Raw genomic sequence first — 23958 nt, 5'->3', positions numbered from 1 at the left:
GGGCATTACGGTGGACCACGAGGGCCTCCTGATCTCGGTGGAGATGTCGCAATCCACACCGAACCCGGAGGCCCTCACCCATTTCAAGAACCCAGCACGCGTGTCACCAACGTCCCGGGACAACACACCTAGGGGCTCGGCAGGAGACCGGCCCCCCGGTCGGCGCGCAGCCGGTCCAGGTCGAGGGTGCCCTCGGTGGCCTCGGCGTTCGGCGGCAGGCCCAGGGCCGTGGAGACGGGACCCGGCAGGGGCGTCGTGCCCAGCAGCCCGGTGACCAGGGCGGTGGCGAGGTGGTGCCAGGCCGGGGCGCGGCGGATCATGGCGTGGTCGCCGCCCCGGACGGTGACCATGCACGTACGGGCTCCGGCGCGGCGGGCCCGGGCGGTGAGGGACTGGGTGGCCTGGGGGCTGGTGACCCGGTCCCGGCTGCTGTGCACCAGGACCACGTCACGCCCGGCGAGCTGGGTCACCGGGTCGCCGGGCGGGCACCAGGGGGCGAGGCCGACGACTCCGCGTACGAAGGGGTGCCCGGCGGCGCGCAGGGCGGCGCGGGCGCCCATGGAGTGGCCGAGAAGGACGACCGGTATGTCGCCCGCCTCCCCGGCCAGGGCGTCCAGTGCGCTCACGGCGTCGTGGAAGGCGTCCGCACGGGCGCCGTTCCAGCCGCGGTGCACGTACCGCACCTGCCGGACCAGCACCTCCGTACCGCCCTCGTGCGCGCGGGTGGCCCGGCGCAGGGCGCGGACGAACGGGCGCATCCGCACGCCGGGGAGGTTCAGGAGGCCGGGCGGCGGAGGTTCCGTCCCGCTCTCGTGGCCCCCGTGCAGTACGAGAACCGCTGCCGAGGGCGGTCGCTCCGTCATACGTACCTCCGGGGTGTGGACGGCGGGGCCGGACGCCCGCACTTCCGTACTCGTCATTCGTCGCCGGAGCGCGTGCGGATGGGTGCGGTGTGACCGGGAAACGTGACCGCCAAACGTATCCGGCCAACGTCATCGGGGAGGCGTGACCGGAAAAATCCACGCGCACACCCGAACCGCACCCTCCTCGCCCGCCCCCCCAATCTCTCCCAGGGCCCTCGCCGCCCTCAGCGGCGCAGGGGCTTCGGCGGGTTCGATGCGGAAGGGCAGGATGGAGACGCACATGCCCGGAGCCGCCCGCACGAGGAACGCGGCGCGGCTCGAACACACCGGTCGGCGCAGGCCGAAACCCGTGACATCTCATCCAGGGAGCGACCTCATGGCATCAGGACCCCAGCTCGGCAGCCCGGCTCCGGACTTCACCCTCCCCGGCGGAGTCCTCGCGGGCGAAGCCTTCGAACGCGGCGAATACCGGCTCTCCACCGCCCGCGGCCGCGCCCTGGTGCTGGCCTTCTACCCCGGGGACAACACCACCGTCTGCACGAAGCAGCTGTGCTCGTACTCCTCGGGCATGGAGTCCTTCGAGGGCCTCGACGCCGACGTCTGGGGCATCAGCCCCCAGGGTGTGGACAGCCACGAATCGTTTGCCCGCGCACACGGGCTGCGGATGCCCCTGCTGGCGGACGAGGGCCGGGAGATCGCCAGGGCGTACGGTGTCGCCGCCCCCGGCATCGGCGTACGACGGGCGGTCTTCCTCGTCGGACCGGACGGCGTCCTGCGCTGGAAGCACGTGGCGCTGCTCGGCGCCACCTTCCAATCGCTCTCCACCCTGACCGATCGGTTGTCCGGCATCAAAAGCGCGTAAAGATTGCCGGGATCCGGCAGTGATTCGATCAAGGCGTGTATGGGATCATCCAGCTGGATCAACGGAAATACTTCGGGGGAAGCCGAAAAACAGGGGAGTGATCACGTGACCTTCTTTCTCGGTCTCGGCATTGTGGGAATCGCCCTGCTCGCTCTTTCCCTCATCTTCGGCGGCGTCCTCGAAGGGATGCTCGACGGCGTACTCGACGGGCTCTTCGACGGCCTCCTCTCCCTTCCGGTGATCGCCGGCTTCATCTCGATGCTCGGTTTCGGCGGGGCGGTCGTCCTCGGGGCCACGAGTGCCGGTCCTGTCGTGGCCACCGTCGTCGGCGTCGCCGCCGGAGTCGTGGCGGCCTGGCTGACCTGGAAAATCAGTAAGGCCCTGATGCGGGACCAGACCGCGTCCACCCCGCGCGGAGGAGACCTCGTCGGCACCTCCGGGACCGTGGTGACGGCCATTCCGGCCGAGGGCTACGGCGAGGTGATGCTCCGCCTGGCGGGCCACCCCGTGAAGTACGCGGCCAAGTGCCCGACGCCTGTCGTACGGGGCACGGAGGTCTGGGTGGAAGCGGAGCTGTCGACCACCTCGGTCGCGGTACGCCCGGTCGAGCGCTGACCGGGCCGACCGCCGCCGCACCGCTTCACCACCCCAGGACCCCACCACCCCGAGAAGCACCACCAGCACCCCGACCAGCATCACCAGTCAGTCCCACCCCGCCATCCCGCCCCACGCACACCCCACACATCAAGCTCCACAGCCACCCGCCCCGCTCCACCTCACCCCACCCACCTCACTGACCCCATCAGCACCCCGCACCACACCACAATCTGCCGTCCCCCACCCGGGAGGCAGGGGGGACATCTCTCATGAGTCCAGTTGTCATCGCCGTCATCGGCATCGTCGTACTTCTCGTCCTGCTCGGCCTCGTCGTCATCACGCGGTACAAGGTCGCCGGGCCCAGCGAGGCGTTCATCATCACCGGCCGCCGCGGCAAGAAGTCGACCGATCCGGTGACCGGCCTCACCAGCATCGACAACAGCGGCCAGAAGGTCGTCGTCGGTGGCGGCGTCTTCGTCGTGCCGTTCGTCCAGCAGAAGTTCACCCTGGACCTGTCCAGCCGGCACATCCCGATCGCCGTACGCGGCGCGGTCACCCTGCGCGGCGTCAAGTCGAACCTCGAAGGCGTCGCGATCGTGAAGGTCGGGGGCAGCGAGGACGCGATCCGCGCCGCCGCCCAGCGCTTCCTCCAGCAGCAGGACGGCATCGTCGGCTTCACCCAGGAAGTGCTCTCCGGAGCGCTGCGCGCGATCGTCGGCCGCATGTCGGTCGAGGACATCATCCGGGACCGGGCCGCGTTCGCCGGGCAGGTCGCGGAGGAGGCCGAGGCCAGCCTCTCCGGCCAGGGCCTGATCCTGGACGCCTTCCAGATCCAGGACATCACCACCGAGGGCTCCTACCTGGAGGACCTCGGCCGTCCCGAGGCCGCCCGCGCCAAGCAGGAGGCGGACATCGCCGAGGCGATCGCCAGGCGCGCCTCGGAGCAGGCCCGGCTGAAGGCGGCCGAGGAGATCGCCATCGCCGAGCGGACGTACTACCTGAAGCAGGCCGAGATCAAGGCCGAGACCGAAGCGGCGGCCGCCAAGGCCAACGCCGCCGGTCCCCTCGCCGAGGCCGCGCGCCAGCAGGAAGTCCTCCAGGAGCAGGAGAAGGTCGCCGAGCGCCAGGCCGCGCTGACCGACCGCGAGCTGGACACCAAGGTCCGTAAGCCCGCCGACGCCGCCCGCTACCAGGCCGAGCAGGAGGCGGAGGCCCGCCGCATCGCCCAGGTCAAGGAGGCCGAGGCGGACGCGGAGCGCTCGCGCCTGACCGGTCAGGGTGAGAAGCTCCACCGTTCGGCGCTGGCCGACGCGGTGCGCATCGAGGGTGAGGCCGAGGCCGCGTCGATCGCCGCCAAGGGTGCGGCCGAGGCGGAGGCCATGCAGAAGAAGGCCGACGCGTTCGCGCAGTACGGTGACGCGGCCGTCCTCCAGATGCTGGTCGAGGTCCTCCCGGACGTCGTCGCGAAGGCTTCCGAGCCGCTGAGCGCCATCGACAAGCTGACGGTCATCTCCACGGACGGCGCGAGCCAGCTGGCCCGTACGGTCACCGACAACGTCGCCCAGGGCGTGGAGCTGCTCAGCTCGACGACGGGCGTGGACGTCGGCGCGCTGCTCCAGAACCTCAAGAACCGCGCGGGCGGCCCGGCTTCGTCGTCCGACGCGGCTGCGACCGGGGGCGCGGGCGACAAGGAGACGGCCCCGGCCTCCTCCTCCCAGCAGAAGAACGACAAGATCGAGATCACGGACTGACGCCAGGCCCCGAAGCCGACGTCACTCCCCCGGCCCGAATCCGTCCGGCCTGACCACCTCTGGCCGGTCTCCCTCTGGCCGGTCTCCCTCTGATCTGTGCCCGGCGACAAGCGACAAGTCGCCGGGCACAGCCATGCCCGCTCCCACTCCCACGGCGGCGGCCCGCCCCACAAATCCGCTTCTCATCCCCAACGCCACCGTGCGAGGTTTGCACGATGACCGCCTCAACGCCCCCTCCCCCGCCCCCCTCCGCCACCGCGATCGACCTGCTGCGCTGGCAGTTCGATCTGACGTGGTCACTGTTCGAGTACCACTTGGAGCGGATCGCGCCCGGCGACTTCCTGTGGGAGCCCGCCGCGAACTGCTGGACGGTGCGCCGATCCGCCGACGACGGGACCTGGACAGCGGACTGGGCCGACGTCGAACCCGAGCCCGTCCCCGTACCCACCATCGGCTGGCTGAGCTGGCACATGGGCTGGTGGTGGAGCGTGACCGTGGATCACGTCCGAGGGAGAACGCCCCGGGACCGGAACGACATCACCTGGCCCGGCCCGGGAGCCCCGACCGTCGAGTGGCTGCGCGACCTGCGGAAGGACTGGCTGGCGGCATTGGACGGCCTCACCGCCGCCGACCTCGATGCCACGGCTACGTTCCCGTGGCAGAAGGACCCGCAGCACACGGTCGCCCACACGATCGCCTGGGTGAATGCCGAGCTCATGAAGAACGTCGCTGAAATCGGCCAGATACGCCTCCAGCGAGCCGCCGTCCCGACCTGACGCACCAGCCGGCCCGCCACTCGATGACCGACTCTCCCGGCCCCAGGCCCTACCGATCGACTGCGAGCTCGACCCCGACTTCAGCCTCGACCCCGACTTCGGCGCCGTCTCCGGATCCGGTCCCGCCCCCGGCCCCGGCGGCGGCAGCGAGCCGTGCCCGCCACCCGTCCGGACTGCGCCCGGCCTCCACGGCGGCCGCGGCGTCCTCGGCGAGGTCGATCCCGAAGTCGGCGGCCCGCCGCTCGGCCCAGCGCGCCCAGGCCGCGGCCTGCTGGCAGTCGGGGCACTCGGTCTCCCCCGCCATGGACCGGAAGACGTGCTCGGTCCCGGGCCCTTCGCAGGTGACGAGAGGCGCGACGTACCGAGGAACGACAGCGGCGGACGGCACCGCCTCAGCCGTTCGCACGGCCTCGGGCTCCACCTCCCGGGCAGGGGCCCGCAGCTTCACCTCCGGCGCTTCGGGCATCTTCTGTACGAGCCGATGCCGCAGGAACCCCACAGCGGACCGGACCCCGTCCGGCGGCAGATCACTGCTCAGTACGCGCCGGAGATCACCGCCCGAGACCCCGCGCCGCAACCACTCGGCGGCCCGTTCGACGAGCGTCCGGGCCTCGGCGACTCCAAGGTGCAGCTGCCGATGGGAGTGCCGGAGGGACAACAACACCCGCTCGGCCTCGGCAGCGTGAGGCGACAGCTCCTCCAACTCGTCCGCTTCGTGCGGGGCTTCGGTGGGAGGGTGGGATGTGTTCTCCCCCAGTTCTTCGTCTACCGGTAGTTGGTGACCGACAGTCCGGGACCTCGGTTCACCGACGGTCGGATAGTGCGCACTCGGAGCCGACCCGGACCCCACACCGGCCTCCCGCCAGACGGCACGAGCTTCGGCGTCGGTCAACGGAACGTTGGAGAACAGCTGATGGGTGCCCCACAGCCCCCGCTCCCCGGAGACCTTCCGCTCATGCACGAACCCATTGAGGACCAGCTCCTGCTTGGCCTTCTGGTAGCTGCGCCCCTTGATGCCGACCTTCTGAGCGTGCTCGGAGAGGGCACGGTCGCTCTGGTCGTCGGGCAACCCCTGAACGTAAGAGATGAGAACCTTCGCGTCGCTGCTCAGACGCGGATGACGCATGACGTCGTGCGAGACCTTCGTGTAGCGCCGAACCGGCGCGATAGCATGCCAAAGCATCCCTGTGGCTCTTTCCACTAGTGGGTGAAGGCCCTCGGTCCGGTGCTGTGAACACCTCCGGGGGCCGCTCCATGCATGCGCAAGGCACGCACAGAGCGTGATGACGCGATCACGGTACCGCAGCGCCGAAGCACCGTGCGGCCAATCGGCTGAACGGCCTTGCAGAGGACCACAGATCAACCCGAAAGGGTGTTCCACCAGGTCACGTTGACGCCCGGTGGGACGCGAACGCCTCCCGCGATCCAGGCTTCCCGAAACAGTCGCGCACCCAGAACCCGGCGAGCAGCTCCGGTCCATGACGCTGAAACCCAACCGACAGGGGGCCGGAACGATGCGATGGAAGATCCACGGGGAACGTCCGATCTACGAGAACAGCTGGGTGAACCTGTGGCTCACCGACGTGGAAACGCCGGACGGGAATCGCTGGGAGCACCACGTCGTCAAGCTCCGCCACTTGGCCGTGGCAGCGGTCGTCAACGAGCAGCGCGACGTCCTCATGATGTGGCGGCACCGCTTCATCACGGACGCGTGAGCATGGGAGTTGCCCATGGGCTTGGTGGAGGAGGGCGAGACCCCGGCCGAGGCGGCGGCCCGTGAGGTCCTGGAGGAGACCGGCTGGCGTCCGGCCCCGCTCAGGCCGCTAATCTACGCCGAACCGGCCAACGGCATCACCGACTCCCAGCACTACGTCTTCCGCGCGGACGGGGCAACGTACGAAGCTCCACCGACCGAGAAGAACGAGTCCGACCGCATCGAATGGATCCCGCTGACCAACGTCCGGGGAATGATCGACCGCCGCGAGATCGTCAGCAGCGGCTCACTCGTCGGACTCCTCTACGCACTCATGGACGAGGCAACTCGCTGACTGAACAGCGCAGTTCCTCCCGCCCTCAGGAGTCCCGGGCGAGCCTCCGGCCATCATGCGCCCGGACGCGGGGAGCACCGCTCGACAGGGCATCGGTGACCCGGACCGCGTAGACCTCGGCCATGCGGCTGGTCACTTCGTCCGGGGTCAACCACTCAACCGCCGAGGCTTCATCGGACAGTTGCTCGTATCCACCCTCGGCGCGACAGCGGAAGACCAGAGCGACGATGCCGCGAGAGGTGTTCTTGTAGACCCCGGTCAACCGATCCACCTGGACCTTGACGCCAGTCTCTTCGTACACCTCACGCCGAACACCGTCCTCCGGAGCCTCGGCCAGTTCGAGCACCCCTCCCGGCGGCTCCCAGGTCCCGTTGTCGGCCCGCTTGATGGTGAGCACCCGACCGTCCTCCCGGACGACGATTCCGGCTACGGAGACGGAGTGGAGCGGCGTGGGCGGCGTTGACGGGGTCTCCTGATGGATGTTACTCATGTACATGAGAATAGGAGACTCAGAAGGACTATGGCGAGTAGTGATGTGACCTCTTCGGCCAAGGCGAAGTATCTCCAGATCGCCGACGACCTGGCCGCACAGATCCGGTCCGGTGTATTGAGAGCCGGGGACGCCGTGCCGAGCGAGACGGCTCTCATGGAACGCTACGGCGTCGCATCGGGAACTGTACGCAAGGCGATCGCGGAGCTAAGGGCGACTCAGCTGATCGAGACCCACCACGGGCGGGGCTCGTTCGTCAGGTCCCGGCCGCCCGTGCAGCGCAAGTCCTCCGACCGGTTCCGCCGGACGCACCGGAAGGCGGGCAAGGCCGCCTACCTCGCGGAAGCAGAGCGGTCCGGCGGCAAGCCGTCCGTGACCGTCCTCCTCATCGGCCCCATCGGAGCGCCCGAGGAGATCGCCGAGCGGCTGGGCGTGCCCGCCGGCTCCCAGGTCCTCGCTCGCAAGCGCCGCTACTTCCGGGAAGGCGTGCCCACGGAGGAGGCCACCTCTTACATCCCGTGGGACGTTGCGAAGGACATCCCGGAAGTGTTCGCCGAGAATCCCGGCGGCGGCGGAATCTACGCCCGCCTCGAAGACCACGGCCACACCCTTGCAGAGTTCAGCGAGACCGTTCGGGCGCGCCTCGCGACCAAGGCCGAGGCATCCGCACTCGCGCTGAGCCCGGGCTCCCCGGTGATCCACCTCGTACGGAACGCGGAAACGGCGGCCGGACGAGTCGTAGAGGTGTGCGACACGATCATGGCCGCCGACCAGTTCGTCCTGGACTACCGCTTCGCCGCCGCAGACTGAGACAGCGCCCGATGCCGCCTCGCAACGGGCCCACACCAAGGACCACTTGACTCATGTACAGGAGTACGTCATTCTTTCCCTCATCACTCATGTACATGAGTGAAGGAGATTATCTCTTCTATATGAGGTGCTCATGCCTTCGTCAAAGGTCGCTCAGGTACGCATGACACTGCGGGTCTCGCACGACTCAGCCCGGACGTGGGGGCCTCTCGTAGAAGTGCGTGTGAGCGACGACCCGGTGCTCCCCGACAACGCGGGCGGCTTCCCGCCCTGCGCATGCGGGCGATGCGCGGAGCAGAATTCCGCCGACTCCCTGCGGACGGTGTCGTGATGCGTTGCAAGCACTGGCGTCGGGTGCCGCTGGACCTGGCGCAGGAGGCACGGCAGAAGGCTCCGGCGGGCTGCGTCGACAGGGCCGTCCAATGCCAGCTGTCGACCCACGACAGCGACGAGCACTACGGCCTCGTGGCCGAACTCGACTCGTACGGCACTGCTCTCTGGCTCTGGTGGCGCGGGACCTACGTGGACCTGGTCGTGCTGTCGGACTGCCCGGCGGTCGGTCCGGGGCCGGACGGGGAGGGCTGCTGTCTGTTCGCCGACCACGCCGAGCAGCACACCTGGCAAGACGTCCTGGGGAAGGTCCCGCGCAACGGCTGACCGCAAGCTCCGAGAACCCGCATCAAAGCTCCCGTCCCGCCGCCCCCGGGCGGCGGGACGGAGAACACCGCACCACCCCGAGAACCGAGCACTACGGACCCGAGTGAAAGGCGACAGTGATGTACGTACTTCTCGATCGCACCCCGACCCTCTCCCACGTGACCCGCCCCCAGCCCCCCGGCCCCCTGGCCACCCGGCCCTTCGGGCTGGACGCCCTGACCGCCCCCGTCACTGTCGGCCGGCGGCCCGTGGTCTCGGTCGACCCGGTGTCGCAACTCTCGCTCGTCGAAGGCGTAACGGCCATCCACATCGAGGCGATGGCCGGTACGTCGTGCAACACCGAGTCGGACGGCAAGGACGCCATCGCCATCGACACCGACCAGAACGACGACTGATGCCCCACACCCACGGGCAGAGCACGCGCGGCACGGTGGTGCCGCGCGTGCTCGTCATCACCTACGCGCTCGACCCCACCGCGGACTTCGTCCTGCGCGAACTGAACGAGCGCGGCATCCCGTTCTGGCGTACGGACCTGTCCGACTTCCCCAACCGTTCCACGCTCACCGCCGAGTTACGGCCCGAGGGCCGATGGGACGGGCGGATGTACGACGAACTGCGCGGCATCGACTTGTCCGAGGTCCGATCGGTGTGGTGGCGCAAGCCCACCCCGTACGCGTTCCCCGGGACCATGAGCGAGCCCGAACGACACTTCGCGGCGTCACAGGCCAAGGGTGCGCTCCCCGGTGTGCTCGGTACGCTCCCCGGCACCCTGTGGGTCAACCGCCCGGAGCGGAACGCCGACTGCACGAAGCCGGCACAACTCGCCGTCGCGGCCAGGGCCGGACTCCGCGTGCCGGAGACTCTCATCACGAACGACCCGGCCGCCGTCGCCCCGTTCGCCGCCAAGTGCGGCGGACGCATCGTGACCAAGGTGTTCGGCGGCATCGTTCACACCGAGGGCGGCAAGCGCGGGCAGCTCTACACACGCCGTGTCCCGCCCGACCAGTTCGGCAACCCGCGCATCGGACTCACCGCCCATCTGTTCCAGCGGGAGATCACGACGAAGGCGTACGAGATCCGCGTGACCGCCGTAGCCGGTCGGCTCTTCCCCGTAGCCCTTCACGCGCCTCACGGACCGGCCCGCCTCGACTGGCGACGTGACTCCTCGTCGCTCGCTCACACGCCTGCCGAGCTTCCGAGCGACGTCGCCCACGGCATCCGCACCCTGCTGCGTGATCTCGGGCTCGTCTATGCCGCGCTCGACCTCATCGTCGACGGCGACGGCGACGGCGACGGCACGCACTACCTGATCGATGTGAACCCCGGGGGACAGTGGGCATGGATCGACCTCACGCGCGAGGCCATCACCCACGCTCTCGCCGACCTTCTGGAGAAGGGCACCCTGTGACCACCGATTCCGACCTCGCCCAGGCCGCCACCGTCGAGCGCGCCCGACTCGTCCAGTCCCTGGTCGACTCCGGCGACATGACCGACGCCGCTTGGCGGGAGGCGTTCGAGCGAGTCCCCCGGCATGTCTTCGTCCCCTCCTTCTACGACCACACGGGCCGCGAAATCTCGGCGTCCGACGCCGGGACGCGCGACCAGTGGTTCGCCGCCGTGCACGAGGACCGAGCCCTGGTCACCCACCGCACAGCCGGCGCGGCGACGTCGTCGAGCTCTCAGCCCTCGGTCATGGCGACCATGCTGGAGGCCCTGCGGGTGGAGACGGACGGGACCGGCATGAAGGTGCTGGAAATCGGCACCGGGACCGGCTACAACGCCGCACTTCTCGCGCACCGGCTCGGCAGTGATTCGGTAGTCACCGTCGACACCGAACCCGATCTCGTCACCGCCGCCCGCGCTCGTCTCGCCGAAGCCGGATACAAACCGCGGGTCGTCCTCGCGGACGGCGCGTACGGCCACGCGGAACTCGCCCCGTACGACCGGATCATCGCCACCTGCCGGATCGGCTCCGTACCGTCCGCATGGGTACGCCAACTCAGCGGCGGGACAGGAACAGACGCCGGCCAGATCATCGCCCCGCTCGGCAACGCCTTGGTCCGCATCCACCGAACCGGCCCGCTCCGGGCCGAAGGCAGGTTCCTCCCGGGAGGGGCCTACTTCATGCCCCTGCGACGCGACACCGTCGACGGAGTCCCGACACGCCGCCCCGAACTCCCCACCGACGAGGGCCGCCGCACGGAGGTCCCCGCGTCCGCGCTGGCCGACAACGCGTACCGCTTCCTGCTGAGCATCGTCGAACCCGACCTCGCCTGGCAGTACGACCTCACCCAGGACGGCAAACCGGCCGCCGCCCGTGTCTGGTCCCCGGACGGCGCGATCGCCGCCCTTCACACCGACGGCACGGTGAGCGAGGCGGGCCCCCGCTCGCTCTGGTCCCGCCTCGAAGACGCATACCGCGTCTTCACCGAGCACGACGAACCCGGCCCCGAGCGCTACGGCCTCACCGTCGACGACGAAGCCCAGCGCGTGTGGCTGGACACCCCGAGGGGTCCGAGCTGGGGCCTGCTCACATAGCGGACTGCGAACACGGAGCCGCTCCGTTCAGGGGCGCGGCGCTCAGCCACCGGCGCTCGGCCACCGGCGCCCGGCGCTCGGCCACCGGCGTCCGGCACCCGGCACCCGGCACCCGGCACCCGGCACCCGGCACCGCAGCCTCAGCACCCGCCCCGCTCCCGCTCCCGCTCCCGCCCCACCGCGTACAGGTGGCTGTCCCGGAACTGTTCCGCGCCCAGTGTCCGGCCCACCATGATCACCGCCGTCCGGATCACCCCCGCCGCCTTCACCTGGTCGGCGATCGAGTCCAGGGGCCCCCGCAGGATGATCTGGTCCGGGCGCGACGCCATCGCCACCACCGCCGCCGGGCAGTCCGGCCCGTAGTGCGGCAGCAGCTCCTCCACCACGCGGTCCGCGTAACGGGCCGCCAGGTGCAGCACGATCAGTGCGCCGCTGCGGCCCAGGGTGGCCAGGTCCTCGCCCTCGGGCATGGCCGTGGCGCGCTGGGCGACGCGGGTCAGGACCACCGTCTGGCCCACCGTGGGCACCGTCAGCTCGCGCTTCAGCGCTGCGGCCGCCGCCGCGAACGCGGGTACGCCGGGGACGACTTCGTATGGGATGCCCGCCTCGTCCAGGCGCTTCATCTGCTCGTTCACCGCGCTGAACACCGACGGGTCCCCCGAGTGCAGCCGCGCCACATCATGGCCGTCCGCGTGGGCCCGTACGAGCTCCGCCGTGATCTGCTCGATGTCCAGATTCGCCGTGTCGACCAGCCGTGCGTCCGCCGGGCACTCGGCCAGCAGCTCGACCGGGACCAGGCTGCCCGCGTACAGGCAGACCGGGCTGGCGGCGAGAAGTCGCGCGCCGCGCACGGTGATCAGGTCGGCCGCCCCGGGGCCCGCACCGATGAAGTACACGGTCATGAGACGTCTCCTGAACCTGAGTCTGGGTCTGGGCCTGGGTCTGGGCCTGGGTCTGGGTCTGGGTCTGGGTCTGGGTCTGGGTCTGAGGGTTTGCGTACGGACCACTGCGTTACGGGCATGGCCTGGCGCCACCCGGTGAACCCGCCGACCGGCACCGCGTGGGCCACCGCCAGCCGCACCAACTCGCCCCCGTACAACCGGTATCGCTCGCCCAACAGCGCCTCCGACTCCAGCGTCACCGTGTTCGCGACCAGCCGGCCGCCGGGCGCAAGCGCCTCCCAGCACGCGTCGAGGAGGCCCGGTACGGTCAGGCCGCCCCCGATGAACACCGCGTCCGGGGAAGGGAGTTCGGCCAGGGCGGAAGGGGCCGGGCCCGTGACGACCCGTAGGCCGGGGACCCCTAGGCGTTCCGCGTTACGGGTGATCCGCTCGGCCCGCACCGGGTCCCGCTCCACGCTCACCGCACGGCAGGAGGGGTGCGCCCGCATCCACTCGATCGCGATCGAGCCCGAGCCGCCGCCCACGTCCCACAGCAGCTCCCCGGGGGCGGGGGCCAGGGCCCCGAGCGTGGCGGCCCTGATGTGGCGCTTGGTGAGCTGGCCGTCGTGTTCGTACGCCTCGTCCGGCAGACCCGGTACGGCTCCGAGCCGCAGCGCGTCCGCCGACGCCCGGCAGTCGATCGCGATGACGTTCAGGCGGTCCCCGGGGGCGTGCGCCCAGCGCTCCGCGACGCCGTCCACGTACGCCTCCGCCTCGCCGCCCAGCTGTTCGAGGACCCGCATCCGGCTCGGGCCGAAGCCGTGGGCCGTGAGCAGGGCCGCCACCGTCGCGGGCGTCGCCGCGTCCGCGCTCAGGACCAGCAGCCTGCGGCCCTCGTACAGGGATGCCGCCAGCCGCGCCGCCGGGCGGCCCACCAGCGTGACGACCTCCGTGTCCTCCAGGGGCCAGCCGAGCCGCGCGCAGGCGTACGAGACGGAGGACGGGTGCGGCAGCACGCGCAGGCCCACCGGCCCCGGGCCGTCCGCCCCGAGCGCCTCGGGCTCCATCCCCTCGGACCCCAGCTCCTCCGGCCCCGGGCCGTCCGCCCCCAGCTCCTCCGCGAGCGCGCGCCCGATCCCGTAGAACATCGGGTCCCCACTGGCCAGCACCGCGATCCGGCGCTCCCGGTGCTCGGCGAGCAGTCGAGGCACGGCGGGACGCAGCGGCGATGGCCAGGCCACCCGTACGCCGGCGCACTCCGGCGGCAGCAGGTCCAGCTGGCGCGCGCCGCCGATCAGCACCTCTGCCTCCCGAAGCGCTTCCCGCGCCCCGGCGGACAGGCCGGACCACCCGTCCGCGCCGATCCCCACGACGGAGACGGGGTGCAGGGGCGAAACCACAGAGGGGACGGCAGACACGGTCGGGACCTCGTCGTTCAAAGGAAGTTCGCGGCGGGGAGAGGGGCGGGAGAGGGCGGGGGAGGGAGCAGGGCGGGGGCAACGCAGCCGAACTTTACTGAACGTCCCGTTCCGCCCTCTCCAGCGGGTGAATCCGAGAAGGAACCGCGCGTGGTGTCGAGAACCCGGGCCCGGCCCCGACGTCTCCTGTGCAAGCGGAAAGAAGGAACGGCGCACGACCCACGAAGAACGAAGCACGAAGCACGAAGCACGACGACGACCATGGAGGCGACGGTCATGAAGTATCTGGTGATGGTCCAGGGCACCCAGGCGGACTACGAGGCGCAGTTCGGCAAGGGAACGCCCGGCAACCCGGCCTGGGACGAGAAGGCCGTGCAGGAGATGTTCGCCTACATGGGGAAGATCAACGACGACCTCGCCGAGTCGGGCGAGCTGGTGACCGGGTACGGGCTGCGGGAGCCCGCGCAGGGGCGGGCCGTCAGCCTCGACGCGGAGGGGCGGCCGGTGGTCTCGGACGGGCCGTACAGCGAGACCAAGGAGCTGCTCGCCGGGTTCTGGGTGCTCGACTGCGAGAGCCTGGAGCGGGTGACCGAGATCGCCGCCCGGGTGGCACGCTGTCCGCAGCCGGCCGGTGCGCCCGAGTACCCGGTGCTCATCCGGCCCGTCGACGGCGCGACCGACGACTAGAGGGCGTCCGGAGGCCGAAGCGCGTCGGGTGCGCGTCGGTTCCGTAAGGCAGGCCGGCAGCGCCTGACCTGCGGAACCGGCGCGCTTCGCGCTTCGCACGTCTCAGTCAGCGAGTTCGCGGGAGCGGGCGTCCGTTCCGGGCGGCTCGCCCGAGAGGCGGGCCGGCGATGACCGAGCCCATGTGTCCGCCACCCACGACGACGGTGCGATCCATTGATGCGGTCTCCTTCTGAATTCCCCGCGTGATCCCCGTGTGAATTCCCCGTACCGTTGAAATTCCCGGATCCCCTCCCCCGGATCTCCCGCCGGCAGGGGTATGCAGTGAACGGCGCGGCACCTCTCTGTCCGGCCGGGCGAAAGATGACCCTTTCGATCGTGTGGCGCTCCGCCGTGCCAGGTGATCGACTGTGTCGGGCCGGCACGGTCGATCACCTGGCACGGCGGCGGCCGGTGACAGCACAGCCCCGGGGAGACGGATGAGCCGTAGCACGGACGGCACGGACGGCACGGACAGCACGGACGGCACGGACAGCACCGGCGGCAGGGATGGCACGGACAGCGCCGGCACCGGCGACGACAGCACCAGCACCCGCACCCGCACCGACGGCATCGAAGACCTGTTGCGCCTCCACGCCCCGCAGGTCCTCGGCGCGCTCGTCCGCCGTTACGGGCACTTCGACCCCGCCGAGGACGCCGTCCAGGAGGCCCTGATCGCGGCCGCCGCGCAGTGGCCCGAGGACGGCGCCCCGGAGAACCCGCGCGGCTGGCTGATCCGGGTCGCCTCCCGCCGCCTCACCGACCGGCTGCGCAGCGACGAGGCGCGCCGGAGGCGGGAGGAGAGGGCGGCGGCCCTCACCCCGGCGGACGCGTTCGTCGCCCCGCCGCCCGGGGAGAGCCCTACCGGGCCGGGCGGCCGGGCCCCGTCCGAGGACGACACGCTCACCCTGCTCTTCCTCTGCTGCCACCCCGCGCTCTCCCCCGCCGCGCAGATCGCGCTGACCCTGCGGGCGGTCGGCGGGCTGACCACGGCGGAGATCGCCCGCGCGCACCTGGTGCCGGAGGCGACGATGGCGCAGCGGATCAGCCGGGCGAAGCGGGCGGTACGGGGTACGGAGTTCCGGCCGCCGGAGCCGGGGGACCGGGACCGGCGGCTCGCGGCCGTCCTCCAGGTGCTCTACCTGATCTTCAACGAGGGCTACACCGCCACGTCCGGCCCGGCCCTGCACCGTACCGACCTGGCCCGCGAGGCGATCCGGCTGACCCGCGCCGTACGCCGGCTGCTCCCCCACGAGGGCCGGGTCAGCGGGCTGCTGGCGCTGATGGTCCTCACCGAGGCCCGCGCCCCCGCCCGTACCGGGCCGGACGGTGAGCTGGTCCCGCTCGACGAGCAGGACCGCTCGCTCTGGGACCGTACGGCGATCGCGGAGGGCACCGCCCTGGCCGAGGAGGCGCTCGCCGGGGGCCCGGCCGGGGACTACCAGCTCCAGGCCGCCATCGCCGCCCTGCACGACGAGGCCGGGCGCGCCGAGGACACCGACTGGCCGCAGATCCTCGCCCTGTACGAGCTCCTCGTGCACCGCTCCCCCGACCCCGCCGCCGCCCTGGGCCGGGCGGTCGCGGTGGCCATGGTGCACGGGCCGCGCGCGGGGCTGGCTGAGGTCGACGCGTTGGCGGGGGCGTTGGAGGGGCACTACCGCCTCGATGCCGTACGCGCCCATCTCCTGGAGCGGGCGGGGGAGTCGGAGGCCGCCGGGGTCGCCTATCGCGCGGCGGCGGACGGCACCCTCAGCGAGCCCGAGGCCCGTTATCTGCGGACGCGGGCGGCACGGCTGAACCCGTAATCCATGAGGGCGGGGAACACGTGCCGCGAGCGGGCGACCACACCGCGTACTCCCATCAGCCGAAGCCGGGGGCCATCGGCATCACTGGAGTCGCCGTAGGGTCCCGCCCTCGGGATCATCGAAAGTATGACCAGGAGCGACAGCGGCAAAGAGCTCGGCCAGGAACTCGGGACGGACCCCGGCGCGGACCCCGACACGAGCCCGGGCGCGAACCCGGGCGCGGACCCCGGCGCGAACCCCGGCGAGGGCGTCACCCTGCGGATCGCCCAGCAGCCGGAGGCAGACGAACTCCTCGCCCGCAGCCCGCTGGCCGCCCTCGTCGGCATGCTGCTGGACCAACAGGTCCCGATGGAGTGGGCGTTCACAGGCCCGTACACGCTGGCCGGGCGGATGGGTGCGGACGACCTGGACGCGGCGGAGATCGCCGCCTACGACCCCGACGCCTTCACCGCCCTCTTCACCGCCAAACCGGCCCTCCACCGCTACCCCGGCTCCATGGCCCAGCGGGTCCAGCAGCTGTGCCAGTACCTGGTGGCCGAGTACGACGGCGACGCGGGCGCGGTGTGGCGGGACGCCGGGACCGGGGAGGAGCTGCTGCGACGGCTGAAAGCCCTGCCCGGGTACGGAGCGCAGAAGGCCCAGATCTTCCTGGCGCTGCTCGGCAAGCGGTTCGGCGTACGTCCCACGGGGTGGCGGGCGGCGGCGGGCCCGTACGGGGAGGCCGGGTCGCACCGCTCGGTCGCCGACATCACCGGGCCGGAGTCACTGGCGGAGGTGCGCGCGTACAAGCAGGAGGCCAAGGCGGCGGCGAAGGCAGCAGCCACAGCGGCTAAATCGGCAAAGGCATCAAAGGCGTCAAAGTCATCAAACACGCCAAAAGAATAGAAGTAATCAAAATAATCAAAGGCGGCAAAGGAAACAGAGCAACCAAAGCAAGCAAAAGCCTCACAGGAAGGGCGGCCAAAAGGGGCAGCCGGACAGAACGGCCGGAGCGAGCGATCAAAACCAGCCACAACGGTTCCCAGGAGTCACCCCACTCGCTAGCTTTCGCTCCACCGTTCCACATTCGTTCGTTCCAGCTTCGTTCACACGTCCAGAACGTTCAGAACCGGAAGGACTCCTGTGCACGCAACACGTCGCAGAGCCGTGGCAGTTGTGGCCGCCACCGCTCTGGCTACGCCGCTCCTCCTGGGCGCCGCCCCGTCCCACGGGCCCTCGCACGGCCACGGCCACGGCCACTCGCACGGCTCCAGCCCCTCGAAAGAGGCGGTCAAGCTGTCCCGGGAGCTGGTGAAGAACGCGTCAGCGCGTGACGCCCACCGCCATCTCCAGCAGTTCCAGGCGATAGCCGACTCGGCCGGCGGTCACCGCGCCGCGGGCTCGCTGGGCCACGACGCCTCGGCGGCGTACGTCTACCGGCAGCTCCAGCGGGCCGGGTACCAGGTGTCGTACGAGACCTTCAGCTTCCCCTACACCGAGACCCTGGCCGAAAAGCTCGCCGTCGTCTCGCCGTCGCCCCGCGATGTGACGATCAAGGCGATGACGTACACGAAGTCGACCAAGGTGGGCGGCCTGACGGCGGGGCTCCTGGCCGTTCCCGTCGACGAGACTCCGGGCTGCGAGGCGTCCGACTACGCCTCCGCGAACTTCACCGGCAAGATCGCCCTGATCAAGCGCGGCGGCTGCACCTTCGCGGACAAGCAGGCGGCGGCAGCGGGAGCCGGTGCGGCCGGAGCGGTCATCTACAACAACACCGAGGGCCTCCTCTCCGGCACCCTGGGCGATGCGTCGGCCGGCAGGATCCCGACCGGTGGCGTCAGCCAGGAGGAGGGCGAGAAGCTGGTCGCCGACCTGGGCAGGGGCGAAGTGACGGTCTCCTTCGAGGTCCGCCAGCTCCAGGAGGAGCGCACCACCCGCAACGTCATCGCGGAGACGCGCGGCGGCAAGGCGGCGAAGACCGTGGTGCTCGGCGCCCACCTCGACTCCGTCACCGAGGGCCCCGGCATCAACGACAACGGCTCCGGCTCCGCCGGTCTGCTCGAAGTCGCCCTGAAACTCTCCAAGTCGAAGAGCAAGCCCGCCAACAAGGTCCGGTTCGCCTGGTGGTCGGCCGAGGAGAACGGCCTGCTCGGCTCGGAGGCGTACGTCGCCGGGCTCTCCGAGAAGCAGCGCAAGCAGATCGCGCTCTACCTCAACTTCGACATGATCGCCTCCCCCAACGGCGTCCAGTTCGTCTACGACGGCGACGACTCGGACGGCGTGGGCGCGGGCCCCGGCCCGGAGGGCTCCGCCCAACTGGAGCGGGACATCAACAAGTTCCTCGACGGCAAGGGCAAGAAGCACGAGGGCACGGACTTCACCGGCCGCTCGGACTACGGCCCGTTCATCGAGGTCGGCATCCCCTCCGGCGGTACGTTCACGGGGGCCGAGGGCATCAAGACGGAGGCCCAGGCCCGTACGTACGGCGGAAAGGCGGGCGAGCCCTACGACCCGTGCTACCACGCGGCCTGCGACACCCTGAAGAACATCGACATGCGGCACTTCGACGTGAACATCGACGTGATCGCCAACGCCGTGGGCACGTACGCCCACGACCTCCGCTCGCTGACCCGCCCCGTCAAGCCGGCCCCCAGCACCGGCACGCCGGGCAGCGGCGGCGGCCTGCACGACGGCCACGGCCACGAGGTCACGGAGTAGCAGCCCCACATGGGCGGGACTGTCGCGGAGCAGCGGCTCCGCACGGGCGGGACTGTCACGGAGCGGCAGCCCCGCACGGGCGGGACTGTCACCGAGCAGCAGCCCCGCAGGGGCGGACCCCTGTCCCGCTATCCAGCGCTATGCGGCGCTCTACCCCCTTTGGTGGAGCGCCGCAGTGGGCTTCCCCGGCTGCGCCTGGAGGCCCTTGCCCGGTAGGCTTTCCGTGTGATCTTCAAGCGCATCGGAAATGGGAAGCCATACCCCGACCACGGCCGGGAAAGCACCCGGCAGTGGGCGGACGTCGCGCCGCGTCCGGTTCGCCTGGACCAGCTCGTGACCACCAAGGGCCAGCTGGATCTGGAGACCCTCCTCGCCGAGGACTCCACGTTCTACGGCGACCTGTTCGCCCACGTCGTGAAGTGGCAGGGCGATCTGTACCTGGAGGACGGTCTGCACCGGGCGGTCCGGGCCGCGCTCCAGCAGCGCCAGGTGCTGCACGCGCGCGTCCTCGACCTGGGCTGACGCCACCGCGCCCCACGGCCCTCACCGCGCCCGCACCACGCCCCACCGCCCTCACCGCGCCCGCACCACGCTCCCCCATCACACGAGACATTCGCGTATCAGCGAGACGTGAATTCGGGCCTTTCGGGTGCTTTCGTGCTCATCCGGGTGCCCCGCGTTGATCATTTAGTACGCATCATCACTGGGCGCACTACGCTACTTCCATGAGCATGCTCACTCCCCCCGGCATGGGCGGAAAGTACCGCATCACGGGCGACACGTACCCCCGCATGCGTCGCCCCCGGAACCGCCGCAGGATCATCCTCGCGGGCGTCTCGGCCGTGGTGACCCTCGGCCTGGCCGGCTGGGGAACACTGCAGCTCATCGACGTCTTCACGGGCGGCGACAAGAGCGCCAACGCCGCCGAGCACAAACGGGACTGCCCCACCCCGAAACCCGCGGTCGCCGCCAAGGCGCTGCCGAAGCCGGCCGGCGTCAAGGTCAACGTCTTCAACGCGACGACCCGCAGCGGGCTGGCCAAGTCCGCGGCGGACGAGCTGAAGAAGCGCGGCTTCGCGGTCGGCGAGGTCGGCAACGCCCCGGAGGCGTACGACAAGAAGGTCCCCGGCACGGGTGTGCTGCTGGGCGCCCCGACCGCGGCGGACGGCAGCTTCGCGGTGCTCGGCACGCAGCTGCCGGGCACGGTGCGCAAGACCGACAACCGCAAGACGGCGGAGGTCGACCTGATCCTCGGCACGAAGTTCAAGGCGTTCAGCACCCCGGCGGAGGCCACCGCGGCCATGACGGCGCTCACGAAGCCGAGCCCGGCCCCGTCCGCCTCCTGCGCGCCGACGACGAAGAGCGGCTGACCGACACCCGGCCCGGCCGGACCGGCGCCCCTCCCGCGCGACGACGGACCGGCGCCCCCTCCCACGACGTACGGCTGGTACGTCGCGGGAGGGGGCGCCGGTCTCGTTCTTCTCCCCGGGGCCTGATCCCCGGTCGTCGGCTGCGGGCTACTCCGCCGTGCCGTACATCCGGTCCCCGGCGTCGCCGAGGCCCGGCACGATGTAGCCGTGCTCGTTGAGCCGCTCGTCGACGGAGGCGGTGACGACGGTGACGGGGGCGCCGGCCAGCTCGCGCTCCATCACCTCGACGCCCTCGGGAGCGGCGAGGAGGACGACGGCGGTGACGTCGTCGGCACCGCGCTTGATCAGCTCGCGGATGGCCGCGACGAGGGTGCCGCCGGTGGCCAGCATCGGGTCGAGCACGTAGACCTGCCGGCCGGAGAGGTCCTCGGGCATCCGGGTCGCGTACGTCTCCGCCTGGAGCGTCTCCTCGTTGCGGATCATGCCGAGGAAGCCCACTTCGGCGGTGGGCAGCAGCCGCACCATGCCGTCCAGCATGCCGAGGCCGGCGCGCAGGATCGGGACGACGAGGGGCCGGGGGTGCGAGAGCTTGACCCCCGTCGTGGGCGTCACCGGGGTCTCGATGTCGACCTGCTCGGTGCGCACATCCCTGGTGGCCTCGTAGGCGAGGAGGGTGACCAGCTCGTCGGCGAGCCGCCGGAAGGTCGGGGAGTCGGTGCGCTTGTCGCGCAGCGTGGTCAGTTTGTGCGCCACCAGGGGGTGGTCGACGACGTGGATCCGCATGCGTCAACAGTAACCGCGCCTTCCGGCACCCTGCGCTGGCATCAACCACCTGTTCGGGGGGAAGGTGGGGGCATACGGACCCAGCGTTGGGGTGGTGTATCGATGGCGGCGGACGGGCAGCGGCAGCGGAACCCGGGCTCACGCGGAGTGAGCGACGCGCCCGACGCGCGCGAGCCCCAGGACATGACGGGTGACGCCGCGGACGCGCAGGAGAGTGACGCGGCCCGGCGCAGGCGGCGCGCGCAGTTCCTCCGCGAGCTCCATGAGGCCAAGCAGTTGCGCGACCGGGTGCAGCCGCGCAGAGCCCGCGCGGCCCGTATGCGCCAACAGATGCGGATGCGTACGTTCCGCTGGTGAGGCCGTCCCGCAACCGCGGGTACCACCGGCGCACTCCCCCCGCCGAACGGGTCCGTGACGCGTCCGTCAGGGAGAGGGCCGACCAGGCACTCCTGGAACTGATGGCCGACGCAACGGTCGAAGAGGTCTCGCCCGGCGCTTGTTTCTGCCACGATGCCGATTGGGCGGGGCTCAGAGCAGACGGATCGCCGTCTGCCCTCCCGTCGGACCGATTCACCTATGACCAGTGGGAGAGTCACGGTGTACTTCGCCGCACTGCTCGCGCGCACCGAAGACGGGTGGGAAGCGAGCGACACGGAGCTCGACGATGTGGAGACCCTGTCCGACCTGACGGATCTGGCCCAAGCGGTCTCGGTGGACGAGGACACGGTCCTGGTCTACATCGAGCAGGAGGACGCCTGGTTCGGCATCCTCCGGGTGGACGGTGAGGAGGACCCCCGTATCTACGTCTCGGACGCGTCCGCCGCCGCCCGCTCCTCGTACGGGGAGATCCTGCTCACCGACGAACTGCTCGGCCGCGAACCAGGGGCCGAGGACGAGATCGCCGCGCTGGAGGAGCTCGTCGACCTCGACGGCACGGAGGACGGCGAACCGGACCCGGGGGACCGCCCCGTCGCTTCGGCGGCCGGACGGACCGGAACCACCGACCGGAACGCGGATTCCACCTCTGCCTCCGCTCTCGACCCCGACCCCGGCCATGACCCCGGCCCCGACCCCGACTCCGACGCCGTACCGGCCGGCCCCATCGGCGAGCTGGGCATCCTCGCCGACTTCGGGGTCTCCGAGAAGGACCTGCTGACGCTGCGAACCGACGCGCTGACGGAGATCGCCGACGCGCTGGGAGCGGCGGAGGTCCTGGAGGCGGTCCGCTAGGGCGTGCCCGGCCCCGCGACGCCGGATGTGCCCTAGCCTCCCGGCTGGCCTCCCGGCCGGGCCGTCCACGCCCTGGTTCCCCGTCATCACGTCCGCCGGCACCCTGTCCGCTAAGGTCCGCGGGTGACCGCACGACCGCCGAAACCCTCACCCCGGCCCGCCACGGATCCCGTACACGCACCTGTGCCCGAGCCCGACCCCGTACGCGATCCGTGGCAGGCCCCGATGCGCCGCGCCCTGACCGAGGCGGCGCAGGCGGCGTCGGCCGGCGATGTTCCGGTCGGCGCCGTCGTGCTGGGCCCGGACGGCGCCGAACTGGCCGCCGCCCACAACGAGCGCGAGGCCACCGGCGACCCGACCGCCCACGCCGAGATCCTGGCCCTGCGCCGGGCGGCCGAGGCCCACGGCGAGTGGCGCCTCACCGGCTGCACGCTGGTGGTGACCCTGGAACCCTGCACGATGTGCGCGGGCGCTCTGGTCCAGTCCCGGGTGGCCCGGGTCGTCTACGGGGCCCGCGACGAGAAGGCCGGCGCGGCCGGCTCCCTCTGGGACGTCATCCGCGACCGCCGCCTGAACCACCGCCCGGAGGTCATCGCGGGCGTCCTGGAGGACGACTGCGCGAGGCAGCTGACGGCGTTCTTCCGCACCCTCTGACCTGCGGCTTCCGCACCCCCTGACCGTGGGCTCCAGCGCCTCGTGAGGTCGAACCACCCCTCCCCCGAGAACCGATTTCTGTACACGCCCCGAGATGGTCTAAGCTCTCTCTCGGTAGCGTGTCCGAGCGGCCGAAGGAGCTCGCCTCGAAAGCGAGTGTGGCGTAACCCGTCACCGTGGGTTCAAATCCCACCGCTACCGCTTTTGACACCCCCCTTGATCTGCGGAAACGCGATCAAGGGGGGTGTTCTGCGTTTACGGTCACGGCTTACGGCATACGCCCTGCGGCTTACGGCTTATGGCTTGCGGCATATGGCTTGCGGCGCTCAGGGGCGGATCACCAGGTGACGACGACCCACACGATCTTCCCGAAGGGCCGCTCGGCCACACCCCACCGCGATGCCAACGCCTCGACGAGGTGCAGCCCGCGCCCACGGACGCGTTCGTCGGAGGGCGGCCGAGGACGGGGCGGGCGACGCCGGGCGTCATGTACTTCCACGCGGCACTTTCCGGGTTCGGCGGCAACGGTGACCTTGAACGAGTCGCCCGGCTCGGTCCCGTACCGAACGGCGTTGGTCACCGGCTCGCTCGCGAGGAGCTCCAGGGTGTCGAGCACGTCTTCGGTGATCGACGGCTCCTGATACGCGGCCGCTTCTCTCGCATACCGCCGAGCGGGCCTGACCGACTCGGGCTCAGCGGCGTGGATCGCCTGCGGCGGCATGGCGGACGTGCGGCGAGGCTCGACAGGCGGGGCGGTCTGGACGGGCGGTCGCGGCCGGTCTGCTGTAGTCGGCGTGTTCGCAACTGGGGAGGGGCGGCTGTACGGGTGCGTGTGCAAGTTGCTTGCGAAGCAAGGTTAGTTATTTCCGCTTCCCAAGAAGTGAGCCAAAACAGGCCCCGGCCGTATAGAACCTCAGGTCAGGAACTGTGGTCCCCGCGTGTGCGGGGATGGTCCCGGGAGGAGCTGCCCGAGAGAGGGGGCGGGCTTGTGGTCCCCGCGTGTGC

Annotated in this window: 25 protein-coding genes, 1 tRNA gene and 1 pseudogene; 20 read left to right on the top strand and 7 right to left on the bottom strand. The window is 70.9% G+C overall.

What is annotated here, in order from left to right; genetic code table 11:
- Window positions 1–128: 128 nt before the first annotated feature.
- Window positions 129–863 carry an alpha/beta hydrolase gene (locus tag ACLJPL_RS17625; protein ID WP_411081769.1) on the bottom strand — a complete coding sequence of 245 codons (735 nt, stop codon included), beginning with the start codon at window positions 861–863 and terminating at the stop codon, window positions 129–131.
- A gap of 376 nt (window positions 864–1239) precedes the next feature.
- On the opposite strand from ACLJPL_RS17625, the gene ACLJPL_RS17620 reads away from it, so the two are divergent.
- The 4 genes from ACLJPL_RS17620 (at window position 1240) to ACLJPL_RS17605 (ending at window position 4849) form a co-directional block, all read left to right on the top strand.
- Window positions 1240–1725, top strand: coding sequence for a peroxiredoxin family protein (locus ACLJPL_RS17620; protein WP_411081768.1), 486 nt, complete (start codon window positions 1240–1242; stop codon window positions 1723–1725).
- Window positions 1726–1830: 105 nt separating this feature from the next.
- Window positions 1831–2340 (top strand): hypothetical protein, encoded by a 510-nt coding sequence (locus ACLJPL_RS17615; RefSeq protein ID WP_411081767.1) that lies wholly within the window; start codon window positions 1831–1833, stop codon window positions 2338–2340.
- Between the two features lie 251 nt (window positions 2341–2591).
- Complete coding sequence (locus tag ACLJPL_RS17610) at window positions 2592–4073, top strand: flotillin family protein (RefSeq protein ID WP_411081766.1); 1482 nt, start codon at window positions 2592–2594, stop codon at window positions 4071–4073.
- Window positions 4074–4288: 215 nt separating this feature from the next.
- Window positions 4289–4849 carry a DinB family protein gene (locus ACLJPL_RS17605; protein ID WP_411081765.1) on the top strand — a complete coding sequence of 187 codons (561 nt, stop codon included), beginning with the start codon at window positions 4289–4291 and terminating at the stop codon, window positions 4847–4849.
- 49 nt (window positions 4850–4898) lie between these two features.
- Here ACLJPL_RS17605 and ACLJPL_RS17600 read toward each other — a convergent pair whose 3' ends face one another.
- On the bottom strand, window positions 4899–6032 hold the full coding sequence (locus ACLJPL_RS17600; RefSeq protein ID WP_411081764.1) for a hypothetical protein: 1134 nt from the start codon (window positions 6030–6032) through the stop codon (window positions 4899–4901).
- A gap of 331 nt (window positions 6033–6363) precedes the next feature.
- On the opposite strand from ACLJPL_RS17600, the pseudogene ACLJPL_RS17595 reads away from it, so the two are divergent.
- A pseudogene (locus ACLJPL_RS17595) lies at window positions 6364–6897 on the top strand (NUDIX hydrolase).
- Between the two features lie 25 nt (window positions 6898–6922).
- On the opposite strand, the gene ACLJPL_RS17590 reads toward ACLJPL_RS17595, so the two are convergent.
- Window positions 6923–7399, bottom strand: coding sequence for an NUDIX hydrolase (locus tag ACLJPL_RS17590; protein ID WP_411081797.1), 477 nt, complete (start codon window positions 7397–7399; stop codon window positions 6923–6925).
- An 18-nt stretch (window positions 7400–7417) separates the two neighbouring features.
- On the opposite strand from ACLJPL_RS17590, the gene ACLJPL_RS17585 reads away from it, so the two are divergent.
- From ACLJPL_RS17585 to ACLJPL_RS17565, 5 genes are all read left to right on the top strand, one after another.
- On the top strand, window positions 7418–8197 hold the full coding sequence (locus ACLJPL_RS17585) for a GntR family transcriptional regulator (protein WP_411081763.1): 780 nt from the start codon (window positions 7418–7420) through the stop codon (window positions 8195–8197).
- Between the two features lie 330 nt (window positions 8198–8527).
- Entirely contained in the window at window positions 8528–8854 is a 327-nt protein-coding gene (locus tag ACLJPL_RS17580) for a hypothetical protein (protein WP_411081762.1), read from the top strand.
- A 158-nt stretch (window positions 8855–9012) separates the two neighbouring features.
- Window positions 9013–9249 carry a hypothetical protein gene (locus ACLJPL_RS17575; RefSeq protein WP_411081761.1) on the top strand — a complete coding sequence of 79 codons (237 nt, stop codon included), beginning with the start codon at window positions 9013–9015 and terminating at the stop codon, window positions 9247–9249.
- On the top strand, window positions 9249–10262 hold the full coding sequence (locus ACLJPL_RS17570; RefSeq protein ID WP_411081760.1) for an MvdC/MvdD family ATP grasp protein: 1014 nt from the start codon (window positions 9249–9251) through the stop codon (window positions 10260–10262). Before ACLJPL_RS17575 ends, ACLJPL_RS17570 begins: the two co-directional genes overlap by 1 nt.
- Window positions 10259–11392, top strand: a complete 1134-nt coding sequence (locus ACLJPL_RS17565; RefSeq protein ID WP_411081759.1) for a methyltransferase domain-containing protein — start codon at window positions 10259–10261, stop codon at window positions 11390–11392. The genes ACLJPL_RS17570 and ACLJPL_RS17565 overlap by 4 nt, the downstream gene beginning before the upstream one ends.
- A 140-nt stretch (window positions 11393–11532) precedes the next feature.
- Here the strand turns inward: ACLJPL_RS17565 and cobM are convergent, their stop codons facing one another.
- Window positions 11533–12294 (bottom strand): precorrin-4 C(11)-methyltransferase, encoded by a 762-nt coding sequence (cobM, locus tag ACLJPL_RS17560; RefSeq protein WP_411081758.1) that lies wholly within the window; start codon window positions 12292–12294, stop codon window positions 11533–11535.
- Entirely contained in the window at window positions 12291–13673 is a 1383-nt protein-coding gene (gene cbiT, locus ACLJPL_RS17555) for a precorrin-6Y C5,15-methyltransferase (decarboxylating) subunit CbiT (RefSeq protein WP_411081757.1), read from the bottom strand. The genes cobM and cbiT overlap by 4 nt, the downstream gene beginning before the upstream one ends.
- A 294-nt stretch (window positions 13674–13967) precedes the next feature.
- Between cbiT and ACLJPL_RS17550 the strand changes: the two genes are divergently transcribed.
- From ACLJPL_RS17550 to ACLJPL_RS17525, 6 genes are all read left to right on the top strand, one after another.
- Window positions 13968–14378, top strand: coding sequence for a YciI family protein (locus ACLJPL_RS17550; RefSeq protein WP_411081756.1), 411 nt, complete (start codon window positions 13968–13970; stop codon window positions 14376–14378).
- A gap of 476 nt (window positions 14379–14854) precedes the next feature.
- Complete coding sequence (locus tag ACLJPL_RS17545; RefSeq protein WP_411081755.1) at window positions 14855–16219, top strand: RNA polymerase sigma factor; 1365 nt, start codon at window positions 14855–14857, stop codon at window positions 16217–16219.
- A 126-nt stretch (window positions 16220–16345) separates the two neighbouring features.
- On the top strand, window positions 16346–17104 hold the full coding sequence (locus ACLJPL_RS17540) for an HhH-GPD-type base excision DNA repair protein (RefSeq protein WP_411081754.1): 759 nt from the start codon (window positions 16346–16348) through the stop codon (window positions 17102–17104).
- Window positions 17105–17341: 237 nt separating this feature from the next.
- Entirely contained in the window at window positions 17342–18916 is a 1575-nt protein-coding gene (locus ACLJPL_RS17535) for a M28 family metallopeptidase (protein WP_411081753.1), read from the top strand.
- A 225-nt stretch (window positions 18917–19141) separates the two neighbouring features.
- A complete protein-coding gene (locus ACLJPL_RS17530; protein ID WP_003967677.1) occupies window positions 19142–19438 on the top strand; it encodes a type II toxin-antitoxin system VapB family antitoxin in 297 nt (98 codons plus the stop codon).
- 227 nt (window positions 19439–19665) lie between these two features.
- Entirely contained in the window at window positions 19666–20286 is a 621-nt protein-coding gene (locus tag ACLJPL_RS17525) for a LytR C-terminal domain-containing protein (protein WP_411081796.1), read from the top strand.
- A gap of 147 nt (window positions 20287–20433) precedes the next feature.
- Here the strand turns inward: ACLJPL_RS17525 and upp are convergent, their stop codons facing one another.
- The gene (upp, locus tag ACLJPL_RS17520) at window positions 20434–21069 is read right to left on the bottom strand and encodes a uracil phosphoribosyltransferase (RefSeq protein ID WP_326704646.1); all 636 of its coding nucleotides are present in this window, start codon (window positions 21067–21069) and stop codon (window positions 20434–20436) included.
- A 102-nt stretch (window positions 21070–21171) separates the two neighbouring features.
- Here upp and ACLJPL_RS17515 point away from each other — a divergent pair, with 102 nt between their 5' ends.
- The 4 genes from ACLJPL_RS17515 (at window position 21172) to ACLJPL_RS17500 (ending at window position 23154) form a co-directional block, all read left to right on the top strand.
- On the top strand, window positions 21172–21426 hold the full coding sequence (locus tag ACLJPL_RS17515; protein WP_411081752.1) for a hypothetical protein: 255 nt from the start codon (window positions 21172–21174) through the stop codon (window positions 21424–21426).
- 240 nt (window positions 21427–21666) lie between these two features.
- Entirely contained in the window at window positions 21667–22299 is a 633-nt protein-coding gene (locus ACLJPL_RS17510) for a hypothetical protein (RefSeq protein WP_411081795.1), read from the top strand.
- A gap of 225 nt (window positions 22300–22524) precedes the next feature.
- On the top strand, window positions 22525–22953 hold the full coding sequence (gene tadA / locus ACLJPL_RS17505; RefSeq protein WP_411081794.1) for a tRNA adenosine(34) deaminase TadA: 429 nt from the start codon (window positions 22525–22527) through the stop codon (window positions 22951–22953).
- Between the two features lie 113 nt (window positions 22954–23066).
- Window positions 23067–23154: transfer RNA gene (locus tag ACLJPL_RS17500), tRNA-Ser, on the top strand.
- Window positions 23155–23290: 136 nt separating this feature from the next.
- On the opposite strand, the gene ACLJPL_RS17495 is transcribed toward ACLJPL_RS17500, so the two are convergent.
- Complete coding sequence (locus ACLJPL_RS17495; protein WP_411081751.1) at window positions 23291–23674, bottom strand: ATP-binding protein; 384 nt, start codon at window positions 23672–23674, stop codon at window positions 23291–23293.
- Window positions 23675–23958: the final 284 nt, after the last annotated feature.

The organism is Streptomyces sp. cmx-18-6 (assembly GCF_046548915.1).
Lineage (GTDB): Bacteria > Actinomycetota > Actinomycetes > Streptomycetales > Streptomycetaceae > Streptomyces.
Note: the sequence above shows the minus strand (reverse complement) of the source record. Positions and strands in the feature narration are given on the sequence as shown.